The organism is Archangium lansingense, from assembly GCF_026626635.1.
Taxonomy (GTDB): domain Bacteria; phylum Myxococcota; class Myxococcia; order Myxococcales; family Myxococcaceae; genus Archangium; species Archangium lansingense.
Genome location: NZ_JAPNKA010000001.1, coordinates 11,379,414 through 11,394,755, shown reverse-complemented (window position 1 = coordinate 11,394,755; position 15,342 = coordinate 11,379,414). Strand labels below are relative to the sequence as shown.

13 protein-coding genes are annotated in these 15,342 nt (G+C 67.9%); 6 read left to right on the top strand and 7 right to left on the bottom strand.

Features of this window, described 5'->3' with window-relative positions; translation table 11 throughout:
- Positions 1–19: 19 nt before the first annotated feature.
- Genes OV287_RS45555 through OV287_RS45535 form a run of 5 tightly spaced genes read right to left on the bottom strand, consistent with a single transcriptional unit; the run spans position 20 to position 5,918 of the window.
- Positions 20–688 carry a DUF4956 domain-containing protein gene (locus tag OV287_RS45555; RefSeq protein WP_267540330.1) on the bottom strand — a complete coding sequence of 223 codons (669 nt, stop codon included), beginning with the start codon at positions 686–688 and terminating at the stop codon, positions 20–22.
- Positions 675–2,360, bottom strand: a complete 1,686-nt coding sequence (tmk, locus tag OV287_RS45550; protein WP_267540329.1) for a dTMP kinase — start codon at positions 2,358–2,360, stop codon at positions 675–677. The genes OV287_RS45555 and tmk overlap by 14 nt, the downstream gene beginning before the upstream one ends.
- Positions 2,360–3,535 (bottom strand): porin, encoded by a 1,176-nt coding sequence (locus OV287_RS45545; RefSeq protein WP_267540328.1) that lies wholly within the window; start codon positions 3,533–3,535, stop codon positions 2,360–2,362. The genes tmk and OV287_RS45545 overlap by 1 nt, the downstream gene beginning before the upstream one ends.
- Before the next feature lie 20 nt (positions 3,536–3,555).
- Positions 3,556–4,320, bottom strand: a complete 765-nt coding sequence (locus tag OV287_RS45540) for a VTC domain-containing protein (protein ID WP_267540327.1) — start codon at positions 4,318–4,320, stop codon at positions 3,556–3,558.
- On the bottom strand, positions 4,317–5,918 hold the full coding sequence (locus OV287_RS45535; protein WP_267540326.1) for a CotH kinase family protein: 1,602 nt from the start codon (positions 5,916–5,918) through the stop codon (positions 4,317–4,319). The genes OV287_RS45540 and OV287_RS45535 overlap by 4 nt, the downstream gene beginning before the upstream one ends.
- 223 nt (positions 5,919–6,141) lie before the next feature.
- Between OV287_RS45535 and OV287_RS45530 the strand changes: the two genes are divergently transcribed.
- Together OV287_RS45530 and OV287_RS45525 are read left to right on the top strand one after the other, a co-directional pair.
- Positions 6,142–8,532, top strand: coding sequence for an FG-GAP-like repeat-containing protein (locus OV287_RS45530; RefSeq protein WP_267540325.1), 2,391 nt, complete (start codon positions 6,142–6,144; stop codon positions 8,530–8,532).
- A 342-nt stretch (positions 8,533–8,874) separates the two neighbouring features.
- A complete protein-coding gene (locus tag OV287_RS45525; protein WP_267540324.1) occupies positions 8,875–9,807 on the top strand; it encodes a hypothetical protein in 933 nt (310 codons plus the stop codon).
- Between the two features lie 3 nt (positions 9,808–9,810).
- Here the strand turns inward: OV287_RS45525 and OV287_RS45520 are convergent, their stop codons facing one another.
- On the bottom strand, positions 9,811–10,392 hold the full coding sequence (locus tag OV287_RS45520; protein ID WP_267540323.1) for a TIGR02265 family protein: 582 nt from the start codon (positions 10,390–10,392) through the stop codon (positions 9,811–9,813).
- A 232-nt stretch (positions 10,393–10,624) separates the two neighbouring features.
- Here OV287_RS45520 and OV287_RS45515 point away from each other — a divergent pair, with 232 nt between their 5' ends.
- The 3 genes from OV287_RS45515 to hppD are packed head-to-tail and all read left to right on the top strand — an operon-like array spanning position 10,625 to position 13,427.
- On the top strand, positions 10,625–11,602 hold the full coding sequence (locus OV287_RS45515; RefSeq protein ID WP_267540322.1) for a fumarylacetoacetate hydrolase family protein: 978 nt from the start codon (positions 10,625–10,627) through the stop codon (positions 11,600–11,602).
- Complete coding sequence (maiA, locus tag OV287_RS45510; protein ID WP_267540321.1) at positions 11,599–12,246, top strand: maleylacetoacetate isomerase; 648 nt, start codon at positions 11,599–11,601, stop codon at positions 12,244–12,246. The genes OV287_RS45515 and maiA overlap by 4 nt, the downstream gene beginning before the upstream one ends.
- A gap of 17 nt (positions 12,247–12,263) precedes the next feature.
- Entirely contained in the window at positions 12,264–13,427 is a 1,164-nt protein-coding gene (gene hppD, locus OV287_RS45505) for a 4-hydroxyphenylpyruvate dioxygenase (protein ID WP_267540320.1), read from the top strand.
- A gap of 78 nt (positions 13,428–13,505) precedes the next feature.
- Here hppD and OV287_RS45500 read toward each other — a convergent pair whose 3' ends face one another.
- Complete coding sequence (locus OV287_RS45500) at positions 13,506–14,771, bottom strand: phospholipase D-like domain-containing protein (RefSeq protein ID WP_267540319.1); 1,266 nt, start codon at positions 14,769–14,771, stop codon at positions 13,506–13,508.
- A gap of 274 nt (positions 14,772–15,045) precedes the next feature.
- Here OV287_RS45500 and OV287_RS45495 point away from each other — a divergent pair, with 274 nt between their 5' ends.
- Positions 15,046–15,336, top strand: coding sequence for a hypothetical protein (locus OV287_RS45495; RefSeq protein WP_267540318.1), 291 nt, complete (start codon positions 15,046–15,048; stop codon positions 15,334–15,336).
- Positions 15,337–15,342 lie beyond the last annotated feature (6 nt).

Below are 15,342 nucleotides of genomic sequence, written 5' to 3'. Positions count from 1 at the left end.
GTGGTGTTGGGGTGGATGCTCAACCCGGATCGATGGACGCGCTCCGGACTCCCGGCAGCGCGCCGCGTACGGCTTGAAGCAGCTCGAAGCCATCCATCCGCTGGGGCATGGCGATCTCCACGACCGCCGTGCCTCCCAGTGTCGCGGGCGCTTGTTCCAGGGTGACGACGCGCGCGCCCGGGTGCAGCGCCCGGAGCGGCGGTAGCGCCGCACTCACGTCTTCCAGGTCCAGGGACAGCTTCACCCATTGCGTGTCGTTCCGGGCCGTCGTGTCCAGGACGAGCAGCACGGCGCCGAGGAAGAATGTCGCCACCACGGCGATCTGGAAGGCGCCCAGTCCACACGCCATGCCCACGCCGATCAGCACGAACATGACGGCCGCATCGCGCGGGTCCTTGATGCCCGAGCGAAAGCGGATGAAGCCGCCCAGGCCCACCAGGCCGAAGGCGCGCGACATGCTGTCGCCGATGACGGTCGTCATCACCGCGCCGGCCACGGCGATGAGGAGCTGGGTATGGGTGGTGGAGAGGACGGGGGCCGGAACATTGGGCATCCACCGGCGCCAGGGCCGGTAGGCCAGGACCGAGCCGAGCAGCAGGGCGAGGCTGAAGCGCAGCAGGGCCTCGAGGGTGGGCAGGATATGGGGGCTGACGGAGGACGCTTGCGTCAGGGCATCAGGCGGAGGCATCGCGAAGCTCCTGGGTGGTGGGGTCCTGCGTGGCGCGGACGGCCTGGCGCAGCAGGGCGAAGTCATGGGGGTGGCTCTCCAGCAGCCGCTCGATGAGCGACCTCCCCCGCGGAGTGAAGGCCAGGGGCCCGAGGTTCTTCACCGTGGCCGCGGGCCAGGTGTCCGCCAGTGCCAGGCGCAGCTTCCACGCCGTGGCTCCCTCCATGCCCACGAACGAGTCCAGGACCTCCTCGCACTGCACTCCGAAGGACTCGCGCAGGGCCCAGGCACGAGGGACATCCAGGCCCTCCATGGTACCCAGCACCGCCCGGGGCGCGCGGGCCACGTGCCGCTCGCGCAGCTCCCAGGCGCGTTCGCTGTCGAGCCTGTCCAGGGATCGCAGCACTGCATCCGGTGCCGCCTCCCAGGCGCGCTCGCGCCATTCCCAGGCCCGCTCGTCATCGACTCCACGGATGGAGCGGCAGGCGATACGCGCCACCCGCTCCAGGCCGAGCGCCGCCTCTCCTCCCATGTCCGAGAGCCAGCGGCCCCGCTCCTCCCAGGCCCGCTCACCGCCGAGCCCCGCCAGCGAGCCGACCACCTGCTCCGCGGCGGAGAAGTAGATGCGCTCGCGCAGCGTCCAGGCCCTCTCCGCGTCGAGCCCTTCGAGGGAGTCCGCGATGGCCTCCTGCTTGCGCGTCTCCCAGCGCTCCCGGAGTGCCCAGGCCTCTGGGTCTTCCGCGGCCAGGTCCTTCAGCGAGCCAAGCACCTGCACCGGCGCCGCCTCCTCCAGCTGTCTCCGCAGGTCCCACGCACTCGCGTCCGTGAGCCCGGTCAGCCCGTGGGCAATCAGCGCGGGGCACTGCCCGGCCAGCAGCTTCCGGCGCTGCTCGATGTCCGGTCCCTCCAGGCCCGCCAGGAACCACGCGGCGAGCTGTGGCTCCTCTTTCATCCAGCCATCCAGCCGCGAGAGGAACCGCACTCGGGCTTCGGCCAGCGAGCGGATGGGCGACACCGGGCGGGCGCGCACGGGCGCGGCGTCGGGGGCCTCGCCCTTCACGAGCCGCTGTACCTCCTGCACCAGCAGGGTTACCAGCGTGTCGAGCGGAACGTCCGCGTTCTCGATGAGGCTCCAGCGCTCGGGAGACTCCGCCGCGAGGGACCGGTAGCCCGCTCGCAGCCGTGCCTGCATCCCGACTCCCGCCAGCCCCTTTCGGGAAGAGGTGCCCTGGGGCGGCGCCAGCAGCTTGGAGATGCGGCGGCGGGCGCGAGCAATCGCCGGGTCCACGTCGATGAGGAAGACGCGGTCCGGTTGCAGACCCCGGGCGCAGGCGTCCAGGACGGGCCGCACCTCGTGCTCCGGGAGCCCTCGTCCCCAGCGGGCGAGCACTTCCGCGGTGTAGAGGAAGCGGTCCGCGATGACGATCTCGTACTCGGCGAGAGCGGGGCGCGTCACCTCTTCCAGGAGCTGCGTCTCGCGAGCGGCGTAGAGCAGCAGCTCGGCCATGGGGGTGAGCGCGAGGTTGCGCGGGTTCTTGGTGAAGAGCCGCAGGCCCTCGGACACGGGGGAGGCCAGCTTGCCGTCCTCGCGGACGTGACGCACGCGCAGCCCCGCCCGGCGCAGCTCGCGCGCCACGCGGTTGGACAGCGTCGTCTTGCCGGAGCCATCGATTCCTTCGAAGACAATCAACATCAGAAGCTCACCTCCATCTGCAACATCACCGCCCGCCGTTCGGTCAGGCTCTTGTCGAGGGACTGGACCGCGGCGGGCACGGAGGCCTCGGCCCGACGGCTCTCCACATGGGCCTGAAACCGCCAGCGATTCCTCTGTCCGAAGTTGAGTCCACCTCCCAGCTCCCAGAGCCGGTCGTTTTGGAGCTGGAGATTCGTGTCGAGCGCCGAGAGCATCACGAAGGGCTCCACGTACAGCGCGCCCTTCTTGACCCCGCCGATGCGCCAGGCCGTCAGCGCCCGGGCCATGAGCAGCGGCCCGTCGCTTCCCACGAGCTGGGTGGTGCGTCCCACCAGCACCTCGGCCCAGGTGCGCAGCTCGGTCGGGCCGATGGGCAGCGCGTGCCTCGCGTCGAGCCCGGCCGTCCATTGAGACGAGGTGCCCAGGGCGGAAGCACCCAGCTCCAACGAGTCCAACACCGCCCATGTTCCCCGGAAGCCCGGCACGAGTCCCAGCCCGTTCTGAAGGGCCACATCCTCGTCCGCGCCCAATTGCCACACGCCCGCACGCAGCTTGAGAGTCCGCTCGCAGCCCATGCACTTCCACTCGAGTTGGGCGCCCAGGCGGCGGCCGGTGAGCCCCAGCCCGTCATTCAGCACATCGCGCAGCAGGCCCCGGCGCACGAGCGGGAGCTTCGTCGTGGACTCCAACTCCACGAGCGACAGGGGCACCTTGAACTGGCCGGCCCGGACGGAGAAGCCTCCGGCGATGTCGAGCCAGGCATAGGCGTCCTTCAGGCCATCCAGGCCATCGCCGAAGTCGTACTCGACCACGGCCTTCAAGAGCTTCTTCCAGGAGTAGGTGACCTCGATGCGCGCGGCGGGAATGGAGAGCTTGCCGGCCCAGGCCTCCGCGCCCTTCGCGTCCACCGCTTCGCGGATGGAGAAGCGGCCCCCCACCTCCACCGTGCCGAACGCCGAGGGCAGCTTCAGGCTTCCCTCGGACTCGCTGGCGGGCGGAGTGGGAGCGGATGGATTCTGGGGGACCTCTGGGGTCTTGGGGGCCTCGGAGGCTTCCGGGACCGCGGGGGGCGCATCGTCCTGCGCGTAGGCAGAGGACACGAGCAGGAGCGCGGCAAGGGGAATCCATCCGGCGGCGCGAGTCCGGCCGGTGGTGAGAATGCGAGGGCTGTGCACGGCTTGGATTTCCTCGAGAGTCACTGCGTGGAAGGCGTGCTGGCGAGACGTGCGCGCATGCCTTGTTCGAACTTCGAGCCGCGGGTCTCGAAGGGCTCCAGCGTCCAGAGCAACCACTCCAGCCAGGGAGGGGAGCTGCCCCGCCACTTCACCTCCAGCAGCGAGGCGGGGGCGCGGTGAAGCAGCCGGGAAGGGGTGGCCGGCTCATTCATCGCGCTCCGCTCGGGCGGGAGTGCGAAGAGCAGCTCCTCGTCCACGGTGATGCGGACGCTGGCGTCCTCGGTGGCGTACGTGTGGCGGCGGTACCAGGCCGTCACCCAGGGCTTCACCGGAGCGGGGGCCGCCTGCCGCAGGAGCGTGGCCGCGGCGCTCTCCTTGGGAAGGGGCGCCCCCGTGAGCAGCGCCCCCGCCTCGTCCGCGGAGAGCGAGGCGCGGATCTTCGTCCGCCGCTGCCCGGAGCTCGTCTTCATCTCGAGGAAGCGCATTCCCGTCAGCATGGGAGGGCAGGAGAGGTTCACCGTTCCCGCGTACTCCCTCAGCCGCAGGCGTTGGGGGCGCCCGGCCCGGCACGAGCCCAGGAAGTCCAACCGCTCGGTGTCGAAGTAGGTCGTCCGTGTGAAGGAGATGGGAAGACCGGTGTCGTACACGCAAGGGGTTGTCCATTGCCGGGTGTCCCGGAGAAACGTCTCCAGAGCCTCGCGCGAGGGCTGGAAGCGCCGCTCATGGTCCAGCTCGGGCGCGGGGGCCGACATGGGGGGCGGGCTCATCCGGGCCGGGGCGTTCATGGGCTCGTTCCGAAAGCGGCTTCGACCTCGGTCTGACGCTTCGCCGCGAAGTTCAGCAGGCCGTTGGTGCCACTGAGCGAGTCCTCGAAGGCCTGGGCGTTGCTGATGAAGGTGTAGCCCGCCTGCTCCGCGTTCTCGCCCACCACGTATGGGGCGATGAGCTCGTGCGCCTCGCGCATGCGGGCCTGCAGCGCGTCCGGGGCCAGCGGTCCCCGCGCCGCCTCCAGCGCGTACTGCTTGTAGGTCTCCGCGTAGGTGGGGTCATCCATCAGGAAGCGGATGAGTGGCCAGGTCGCATCCACGGTGTTCTGCGTCAGCGACGACGACCGCCCCATGCCGTCACCCATGGCCCGGTCGTGGTCCCAGGTAATCCAGTGCAGGCGCCCGCCCTCGTTCGGGTTGGCATAGAGGTAGTAGTTGTGCGGCATGGCGCCGTAGGCGTCCCAGTTCTGGAGCACCGTGTTGACGGCGAGCCACTTGAGGAAGCCATCCACGTTCAGCTTCGCCTCCAGGCGCGCACGCCAGGCCGCCGCGTCGGTGCGGTCCGAGTTGAGCGCGGCGATGGCCTCCTCCACCGGCGTCCAGCCCTGCTCCTCGTTCGACTGGATGTCGAAGGACTCCTGGTCGAAGGCCTGCCACCGGGCCCCTACGCCATCCGCCTCGTAGAGCGCTCCCTTGTGACCGTCGAAGCTCCTGTCGAGCAGCGGCTCATCCGGGTCCTCGTTGAGCGTGTAGAGGCCGAAGTATTGGGGCCCATTGCCGTGGTCCACGTACAGGGCGACGAAGGAGGTGTGTCCGGCGGGCACGCCGAGCTCACGGAAGATGTCCGTGGCCAGCTTGTCGCGCATCAGCGACGTGTCGGCCGCGCCGTTGCCGAGCGACAGCTTGTCGAAGCCGTAGAAGCGCTGGTCGTCGATCTCCGGGTGCTCGTCCTCGAACTCGTCGAAGTTGAGCCGCAGCGGCAGCTTGCCCACGCCGCTGCGCCACGTCTGCGACAGCGAGGAGTTGCCCTTCATGCGCACGCCTACGTAGTTCCAGGTCTTGCCGTTGAAGTGCACCGTGGAGGGCACGTACACCGGCGTGTTGGGGATGATGTCCCCGCCACCGCCACCCCCTGGAGCGCCACCGCCGCCGCCTGGAGCGCCGCCGCCACCACCGCCGGGCCCTCCTGGGGGCCGGCACAGGAGCTGGGCGCCATCCGGCGATTTGGCGCAGGTGCTGGTGAAGGTGGTGCCGTTGATGGTGGCGGTGCAGGCCTCTCCCTCCGCCTTCTCCTTGCAGGCCTCCGTGAGCTCGGGGGGAAGGCCGCCGCCGCCGGGAACGCCACCACCACCACCGCCACCAGGCATGCCACCACCGGTGCCAAACTCACCCAGCATGGCGGTCATGTCGTCCTGCATCGTCTGCCAGTCCTCCGGCGTGATGACGAGGTCGATCCGGTTCACCTTTCCCTGGGCGAAGACGACGTCATAGGCGGGGGGGGCATCCTTCCCGTGCGACTCTTCGCCCCAGCCCTCGGGCCGTTCGATGCCGCCGCAGGCGGTCGCGAAGGTCAAGGCGAGCGTGGCGAGTGCTCCAAGGCGCGGACTGCTCTTCATAAGGGTCCTCTCGAAGGGGGGCGTAGTGCTTCGAGTGGGCACCCTGACGCTGGCGCGTGACCTGTTCTTTACGCCTCTGTGACGAAATATTTTGGATGTGAATACGGGTCCGCGGCCCTCTCATGTTGAGAGAAAAGATCCACTCCCCGACTTTCTCCTCAATTCCAACTCAGGAGCCCCCACCAGGCATGGGGGTTCGAGTTTCGAGTGGAGGAGCCACGACATGAAGATGCGAGGCGGCATCCAGGGCCGTGTGGGTGGAACGAGGTTCAGGTGTGGACGGCTGTTCATCGCGCTGGGAGTGCTGTCCACGGCGGGGGCTTGCGGCACCACGGACTCGAAGGAGGGCACGAAGACGCAGGGCGAGGACAACCTCGCGGAGCGTTGTGAGGTGCGGCCTCCCACCACAGGTGGTTTCGAGCCCGAGCTGCAGTGGGCGTGGACGGGCAGCGAGGTGATGCCCGAGCACAATCAGGTGATGATGACGCCCGTGGTGGTGGACGTGAACGGGGACCATGTCCCGGACATCGTCTTCAGCACCTTCGCGGGGGCCAACTACAGCGCGGACGGAGTGCTCCGGGCCGTGAGTGGGGATGACGGGCGCGAGCTGTGGAGCGCAACGGACCCCTCGGCCCGGGTGAAGCCCGCCGCGGGCCTCGCCGCCGGTGACATTGACGGCGACGGCAAGGTGGAGCTCTGCGGCATTCCCGAGAACGGCCGCGGCATCCTGTGCTTCGAGAACGATGGCACCTTCAAGTTCCGCTCAGCCGAGGACGCGTATGACTACAACGAGTGGGGCGGCCCCTCTCTGGCGGACCTGGAGGGCGACGGCTCCGTGGAGATCCTCGACGGCAACCGCGTCTACAGCCACACCGGGGCACTGAAGTGGGTGGGCTCCGATGGCATGGGCGGCGCCCTGTACACGGGCCCCGTCTCCTTCGCCGCCGACATCGACCAGGACGGCACGCAGGAGGTCATCAACGATCGCGCCATCTACCGGGCCGACGGCAGCCTCAAGTGCGCCAATACGGAGATTCCCCACGGCTTCGCCGGCGTGGCCAACTTCGATGGTGACGCTGCGGGTGAGATCGTGGTGGCGGGGCAGGGCAAGGTGAGCCTGCTCGACGACAACTGCGAGCTGCTGTGGAGCGTGGACGTCCCCGCCGGAGGCCATGGTGGCTCGCCGAACATCGCGGACTTCGACGGCGACGGCCAACTGGAGATCGGCCTGCCCGGTGAGTGGGCGTACACCGTCTTCGAGGCCGATGGCAGCATCAAGTGGTCCAGCTCCATCCAGGACTACAGCTCCGGCCGTACCGGCTCCACCACCTTCGACTTCGAGGACGACGGCAAGCTCGAGGTCGTCTTCGCCGACGAGCTGAAGCTGCGCATCTATGACGCCGCCACCGGCACGCTGCGCTGGGAGATTCCCAACACCTCTTCCACCACGCACGAGAGCCCCGTCATCGCGGACGTGGATGGGGACCGCGCCGCGGAGCTCGTGGTGGTCTCCAACAACCACTCGTCTCCGGGCGGCACCCACGGCCTGCGCGTGTTCCATGACCGCGAGGAGGACTGGGCTGGCACGCGGCGCATCTGGAACCAGCACGCCTACTCGGTGACGAACGTCAACGATGACGGCACCATCCCCACGCGCCCGGCGGCCCACTGGCTGAACCCGAAGCTCAATGCCTTCCACGCCAACGTCGCCAACTACTTCGGCGAGGGCCCCAGCCCCTTTGCCGCCGCGGACCTCACCGTGTCCGAGGTGTCCGCCACGTGTGACGGCGAGGGCTCGCTCGGGCTTGGCGCGCGCGTGCGCAATCAGGGTCAGGCGGAGGTGGCGGTGGGCGTGAAGGTGGCCTTCTTCGCGGGAGCCCCGGCCTCGGGTGGCACGCTGCTCGGCGTGGCCACGCTCGCCGAGCCGCTGCCCGTGGGCGCGGACACCCTCGTGTCGCTCTCCGTGGCCTCCTCTGTCTCCGGCAACGCCGAGCTCTTCGTCCGGGTGGACGACGATGGCACGGGCACGGGCCGCGACACCGAATGCCGCGAGGACAACAACGCCGCCTCCGCCACGGTGGACCTCACGTGCGAGCCGCCCGCGGGCAACCTGCCGCCGGTGGCCGTCTGCCGTGACGTCACCGTGCCGGCCGATGCCTCCTGTCAGGGCCGCGCCAGCGTGGACAACGGCAGCTACGACCCGGACAACGGGCCGGCGCCGCTCTCCCTCTCGCAGTCTCCGGAGGCGTCCTTTGGCCCGGGGAGTCACGCTGTCACGTTGACGGCCTCGGACGGCGAGGCGAGCGCGCAATGCGTGGGCATCGTCACCGTGGTGGACTCCATCAAGCCCACCATCACCTGCCCCCTGTCGGTGGATGCGAGGGTGAGCCTCGGCAGCATCGGCCTCTCCTTGCAGTACGCCGTCTCCGCTCGCGACAACTGCGGCCCGGTGCCCGTCACCTGCTCGCACCCCTCCGGCGCGCTCTTCCTGCTGGGACTGACGAACGTCACCTGCACCGCGAAGGACACGTCCGGTAACACCGCTTCGTGCAACTTCGGCGTCAGGGTGAGCCTCGGCATCTCCCTGCCACTCGCTCCGGACACGCAGCCGTAGGGCGTCAGTGGCGGCAGCAGGTCGGGAAAGCTCTGCGAACCCAGCGGCTTTTCCGACCTGCTGTTCGAACGACAACGCGCTCCGCACTCACGGCAAAATTTCTCTCTACCTGACCGGACGAACGTGGGGTAGGGTGCACCCACGTGTGTCGAAACCGACACCGCCTGGTGTCCCAAGAGACCTGTCCCCCCGCAGAGTCTCCAGCACGAGGGAAGATGTATGGGTCATGTTCAGCAGTCGCCTGCGGCCGTTCCTCCACGGCCCGCTCGGTCCTCATCCTCTGCCATTGTCGCCCTGGCCTCTCCGGCTCTGAGCACCCTTTGGGGTGACCGGGAGCCCGTGGTGACAGAGGGCTCGCAGCTTCACGAGGAGCTGAGCCGGCAGGAGCTGTTCGCGCGCATCTGCGTGAGGGACCCGTACTTCGCGCTGAGTGAGCTGCGGGTGGTGGGAGATGGGGAGCTGACGGCGCGAGTGCCGGTGGAGCAGGAGACTGAGGGCGAGGCCTCGCCCATCAACGCCGCGGAGGTGGGACGGCACCTGGCCATCCTCGGCTCGTGTGCGGCGTCGCTGGTGAACCCCAAGGAAGGGCAGCACTACTACCTGGCGCGGCGTGCGCGGCTGGAGCGGCTCCACGAGGGCCCGCTACCCCGGGCCACCGAGCTGCTGCACGGGACGGCACGGGCGGAGTTCCGGGAGAAGCGCACCGCGACCGCGCAGACGCAGCTGACGGACGCGCGGGGCCAGCCGCTCTTCTCGCTGGAGGTGGACTACAACGTGCTGTCCGCGGCGGCCTTCCTGCGCCTCTTCCAGGGTGCTCGTCAGGAGATGCGCCGCGAGCCTCGGGCCGAGCGTGGGCCGCGCGACACGTCCGCGGACTTCGCCGCCCTGCGGCAGAACCCTCACCGTCAGCCGCCGCCGCTCCATAGCTACGTGCGCGATGGCGAGTGCCTGAAGGCCACGCTGGGCCCGGTGAGCGCGGAGCTGTGCAAGGGCCACTTCGCCATGCACCCGGTGCTGCCGGTGGCGGTGGTGATGAGCGGCCTGTCTGGGCTGGCCGGCACGCTGCTGCGCGAGTTGGTGGGCAACCCGTCCGCGCGCTACCTGGTGACTCAGGGCGAGGTGCGCGCCGACAGCCTGGCCTACGCCGGCGAGTCGGTGACGTTTGGCACCCATCTCCACAGTGCGGAGGGCCGTGACTACCGCTTCTACTGCTGGGCCTCGGTGGGTGAGCGCCTGGTGGGGGTGATGGAGCTGACGCTCACCTGCCTGGAGTGAGCCTCACTCCCAGGTGATTTCGTAGTCCACCGACTCGAGGTTGAGGGGGCGTGCCGTCACGGTGCCCTTGAAGCCCAGGGCCTCTAGCGCGCCCTCGAAGATGCCCACGTGGTAGGCCGGCGGCTGCATGTCGCCGCGGTAGGAGAGGATGCACGCATTGGGTCCCGCGGGGCTGTGCTCGCGCTTGCCGTACGTCACCACGGTGCTGAAGGCCACCCGCGTCTGGGCGAAGAGCCGCTGTGGGTCCCCCTTGCCGAGGATGCCGAAGACGATCTGCCCCGGCCCCTTGGAGAAGGTCTGCACGCACGCCCTGCCACAGGCGTTGAAGACCGCATCCTCTCGGCCCAGCTCCTTCTCCAGCGCGTCCGCCGCGTTGTAGAGCATGGTGAGGTACTCGGAAGCGGGGTAGGTGCGCAGGTCCGCGATGTCCTTGGCCAGCGCCCCGGTGCGCACCCGGCGCAGTGCCTCCGGGCCTCCCTTGCGCTCGATGAGCTCGAACACCACCCGAAAGAAGAGGCCCCGCACGGCATCGGTGGGCCGGGTAACGGCGATGCGATCTGCGAGCTCAGTCTTGTTCGAGGGCATGGGGACCGTACCTACCCTGGGGGCGAGAGGAGGTTGGCGCGGCAGCTTACCGGGACCGCTACCCGGGTCGAGAAAACGATACTCCGGGTAGGGAAACTGTTACCCAACCTTCACCCCAGGTGCGAGCGCAGGACAGCCTTCGCTTGACACCCTGGCCTCGGCACGGGAAAGCGCGGGGCCAAGGCGCCGGCCTGTCTTGTCCTCTTTCCCCCGGCCACCTGGAGCCCGACGCGTGAAGCTCGCGACCCTCAACGACGGAACCCGCGACGGACGGCTCATCGTCGTCAAGCGTGACAACTCGGCCTATGCGTTCGCCACCAACGTAGCCCTCACGCTCCAGGCCGCGCTCGACCAGTGGGACGAGCTGGAGCCCCGGTTGCGTGCCCTGGCCGAGGAGCTCGAGGCCGGCCGCGTGCAGAGCCGTCCCCTCGACGTGAGCGCTCTGCTCTCGCCACTGCCCCGCGCCTACGAGTGGGTGGATGGCAGCGCCTACCTCAACCACGTCATCCTCGTGCGCAAGGCGCGCAACGCCGAGCCCCCGCCGACGCTGAAGACGGATCCGCTCGTGTACCAGGGCGGCTCGGGCACCTTCCTCACGCCCTCGCAGGACCTCCCCCTGGTGGACGAGGCCTGGGGCATGGACTTCGAGTCCGAGGTGGCCGTCATCCTCGGCGACGTGCCGCTGGGCGCCCAGGCGAAGGACGCGGAGAAGTACGTGAAGCTGGTGATGCTCTGCAACGACGTCACCCTGCGCAACCTCATCCCCAACGAGCTGGCCAAGGGCTTCGGCTTCTTCCAGGGCAAGCCCTCCACCGCCTTCAGCCCCTTCGCGCTCACCCCGGACGAGCTTGGCCCCGCCTGGAAGGATGGCCGCGTCCACCTGCGCCTGCGCTCCGCCCTCAACGGTCAGGTGGTGGGGGACACGGACGCTGGCCCGGAGATGCACTTCTCCTTCTTCGAGCTCATCCAGCACATCGCCAAGACGCGTGCCTTTACCGCCGGCACCATCCTCGGTAGCGGCACCGTGTCCAACGAGGACCGCGAGCGCGGCATCTCCTGCCTCGCCGAGCGCCGGATGATCGAAACCATTGAGTCGGGTGGCCCCAAGACGCCCTTCATGAAGGTGGGGGACATCATCGACATCGAGATGTTTGGCCCGGAAGGCCAGAGCCTCTTCGGACGTATCTCCCAGAAGGTGGTGAAGCCGTGAAGCTCTACAACTACTGGCGCTCGTCGGCCTCGTGGCGCGTGCGCATCGGTCTCAACCTCAAGGGCCTGTCCTACGAGTACGCGCCCGTGCACCTGGTGAAGGACGGAGGCGAGCAGCACTCCGAGGCCTACCGCGTCATCAACCCCATGCGCTCCGTGCCCACGCTGGAGTTCACCGAGGGTGGCAAGGTGCGTCATGTGGCCCAGTCGATGGCCATCCTCGAGTACCTGGAGGAGCGTCACCCCTCGCCCGCCCTGCTGCCGGCCGAGCCCTACCTCCGGGCCCGCTGCCGGATGTTGTCTGAGATGGTGAACTCGGGAATCCAGCCCCTGCAGAACCTGGGCGTGCTGCAGCGCATCAAGGGGGAATTGAAGGGAGACGAGAAGGCCTGGAGCGCGTATTGGATAGACCGGGGCCTGGCGGCCTTCCAGGCAGCCGTGCAGGAGACGGCGGGGACGTACTGCCTGGGAGAGGCAGTGTCGTTCGCCGACATCTTCCTGATTCCTCAGCTCTACGGAGCCCGGCGATTCGGAGTAGACCTGCAGCCGTACGCGCTGCTCACGCGGATTGAAGCGGCGTGCGCCAGCCTTCCCGCCTTCCAGGCGGCACATGCGGACCGGCAGCCTGACGCGGTGCCGGCTTGAACTGAAGGAGTCGACGAATGGCAAAGCTCGAGTCGCTGGGCATCAAGGGTCTGGAGAGTGTCCACTGGTACGTGCACGACCTGGAGCGCAGTCGGCGCTTCTACGTGGACGGGCTGGACTTCGCGGAGCAGGGCGTGTCCTCGCCGGAGCTGGAGAAGGAGGGCAAGCAGAAGTCCGTCGTCTTCCAGGCGGGCAACGTGGTGCTGGTGGTGAGCCAGCCCGTGGGCGAGGGCAGCCGCGCCTGGCGCTATCTGCGCAAGCACCCGGACGGGGTGGGCACGCTCAACTACCAGGTGGAGGACATCGACAAGGCGTACCGCCTGCTGGAGCAGCGGGGCGCCACCTTCATCACCGACATCCAGCGCTACACCGACGACAAGGGCGGCAAGCTGGCGCAGTTCTCCATCACCACGCCGTTCGGTGACACCACCTTCCGCTTCATCCAGCGCGATGGCTACAAGGCCCTCTACCCGGGCTTCGTGCAGTACGACAAGCCGCGCGGCGGCAACAACCGCTACGGCTTCACGCACATCGACCACATCACGTCCAACTTCCAGACCATGAGGCCCATGCTCCTGTGGATGGAGCACGTGATGGGCTTCGAGAAGTTCTGGGAGATTCAGTTCCACACCGACGACGTGTCCGCCCAGCAGAAGCGCTCGCACGGCTCGGGCCTGCGCTCCGAGGTGATGTGGGATCCGGTGAGCCGGGTGAAGTTCGCCAACAACGAGCCGCTGCGGCCGTTCTTCAAGGCCTCGCAGATCAACATCTTCAACGAGGACCACAAGGGTGATGGCGTGCAGCACCTGGCCCTGGTGGTGAGGGACATCCTCACCGCGGTGAAGGAGATGCGCGAGAAGGCGGGCATCTCGTTCATGCCCACCCCGGGCACGTACTACGACGCGCTGCCCCAGCGCATCCAGGACCTGGGCATCAAGAAGATCGACGAGGACATCAAAGTCCTGCGCGACCTGGAGGTGCTCGTGGATGGTGGTGGCGAGCACAGCTACCTGCTGCAGATCTTCATGAAGGACGCGGCGGCGCTCTACAAGGATCCGCACGCGGGCCCGTTCTTCTACGAGATCATCCAGCGCAAGGGAGACCAGGGCTTCGGTGGCGGCAACTTCCGCGCCCTGTTCGAGAGCATCGAGCGCCAGCAGAAGTCCGAAGGGCGCGCCTGAGCCTCCTCTCCCTCTCCCCCCGGGAGAGGGGTTGTTGCCGTGTTGTCAGCGCTTGTTTCTAGAGGTGCACCTTCAGCGCTACCGGCAGGGGTAGTTGCTCTTGGTGCACGTCACGCCGTTGTTATAGGCGTCGTTGAAGTGGTTGTAGTACCCGTCGTAGAGCGGGTGCACCGTTCCGGTCTCGGGCGCCATCTTGACGAACATTTCCTCGTTCTCGTTGAGCGCGTCCTGCGACCAGTTCTGCGAGCCGGTGTAGACCCGGTAGGCGTAGCTGGTGCCGTACTTGCCGTAGACCAGGAAGAACTTGTCGTGCACCTTGTCCTTCCTGCGGATCTTCACCCCGGCGTCGAGCAGCTCGTTGTAGACCGACTGCGGCATGCTGATGCCGTCGGTGGCGTCTCCACCCACCACCATCCAGACCGCGCAGCCACCCGCCCGGTAGCGCTTCACCTGTGCGAGGAGCTCTGGACGGCCCGTCGTGACGAACGCCATGCCGATGCGCAGCCGGCACTCCGCGTCGGGCGTGACGTCGTTCAGCCGGGTGACGATCGTGTCCGTCTGGTTCAGCCCCTCGGGAGACGCGTAGCCGTCCGCCGGATTGGCCAGGTAGTAGCCGCGCCCGCTGGCCGAGTCGTAATAGTCATTGCCGGAGTAGTGCTTCCGGTTCCACATGTCCGAGAAGTTGGCATTGAAGCCGTCGTACAGCGTCTGGGCGTCGTAGATGGTGATGGTGTTGTTGAACGCATCCGGGCCGCTCGCATAGGTCAGGTTCGACGAGCCGAACCACACCACGTATGGCCGAGCCACCCCGTTGGGGTCCGTGCTCTGGCTGAACGTGAACATCTTCGTGTGCATGTTGCCGGCGGCACTCGTGCCGATACAGCCTCCGCCTCCACTCGAGTTGGTGCAGAACTTGTGCTGGGTGAGCTTCTTGATGGTCGCCACCGCGGGGTCCGTGGAGCTCGCGTTCTTGCCGTCCAGCACGACCTGCACCGTTACGCCCCGGGTCTGCGCCGCCAGGAGTGCATCCGCCACGCCGTCAATGCTGATGGAGTGGATGGTTCCCCGGATCGTTCCGCCCGCAGGCGTGGCGTTGACGAGCCGCTTCAGCTCCTCGGTGATGGTGTAGTCCCGATCTGCGAACGCGGGCGGGTTGCTGAAGTGAGCCCAGACCGCCTTGCCCCCCACCGTTCCGGACGCGGAGCTGACCCCCGACCGGATGGCGCTCACGTCCACCTCTCCGCTCTCGTGCTCTGCCGCGAACGGCTCGCACCCCGTAGCCGCCAGCGTGCAGAACCCCACCGCCAGGGCCCTCAGAACGCTACCGCCTGCCTTCGAACGCATCGTGCCTTCTCCTTCTTCTCGGCAGTGTCTCCACTGCGAAAACCGCTCGGGACCCCGCGTCTCTTCTCTTTCTCTAGAAGAGGATGGGAAAATCTGTATCTCGGTAATAAAGAAGATTTCAAGCTTATATGGATAAAGCAGGGAGTGCTCTGGAGGCGTGCTGATGCCGTTCACGGACAGTCGCGTCCGCGTGCCATGCCCCGGAGGAGCCCTTCGTGACAGGCTTCCGCGCGTCCAGAGGCCGGCTGGTTCCCCGTGCCCGTGAGAGGTGCCCATGTCCCGCAGGACGCTCCGCCGTACCTTCACCTGTCTGCTGTTCGTTGTCCCCACGCTCGTGCTGTCCGGCTGCTTCGACTACTGCGAGAATCTGAGCGATACGTTTGAGGACACGTTCGACGTGGCCGACATCCTCGGGGAGGCGAATACCCCATCTCCGGCGGGCACCACCTGCGAGGAGTTGTGCAAGCGCGCCGCCGGCTATGAACAGGTGCCGTGCAGGATGAACAACGTCGGGACCAAGCAGGAATCCGTGACGTGCATCGTCAACTACCAGTGCGAGGAGTGAGGCGCG